Source organism: Mesorhizobium sp. M8A.F.Ca.ET.021.01.1.1 (assembly GCF_003998025.1).
Classification (GTDB): domain Bacteria; phylum Pseudomonadota; class Alphaproteobacteria; order Rhizobiales; family Rhizobiaceae; genus Mesorhizobium.
The window spans coordinates 1-489 of sequence record NZ_RZSJ01001108.1; the positions used below are offsets into that span (position 1 = coordinate 1).

Annotated in this window: 1 pseudogene; it reads right to left on the reverse strand. The window is 62.4% G+C overall.

Going from position 1 to position 489, the window contains the following annotated elements:
* Positions 1-489, reverse strand: a pseudogene (locus tag EOA36_RS36845) (hypothetical protein); the annotation flags it as partial.

Here is a 489-nt window from a genome sequence, read left to right on the forward strand (position 1 = left end):
GCTCAAGACGGCCCTGTTTGCCATGTCGACTTTCGAGGACGTGCCCTTCCGGCAATACCGGGCCGTCTTGCCTCGGGCGGCGAAATTCGCCGGTGCCGAGGCAAGGTGGGTCCAGCCGCTTTCGCCCAGTGCGGTTTCGGTGAAGGTCGAGCCGGCGTGGATGGTGTTGGTCATCAGCACGACGCCGTTCTGCTTCAGCATCTTCTGAATGCGGATGGTGACCTGATAGGCGTCGTCACGGTCGAAGACGATTCGGCTTTTCAGGAACCGGTTCTCGACATGAATCATTGGCGGGTTGAGGAAGCGCTGGCCGAACACCGTCTCGGACACGCCATGCGTGTTGACGCTGACCTGATGCGCTTCGATGCCGGCCTCGTGTATGGCGCGCTTGCCGATCATCGTCTGGGCGGTGAACTGATCGCACCAGAGGATCGCGCCGTGGCCGCGTTGCAAGGCTGCCTGCAAGCCTTCGAGGCCCTCCAGCCGGAT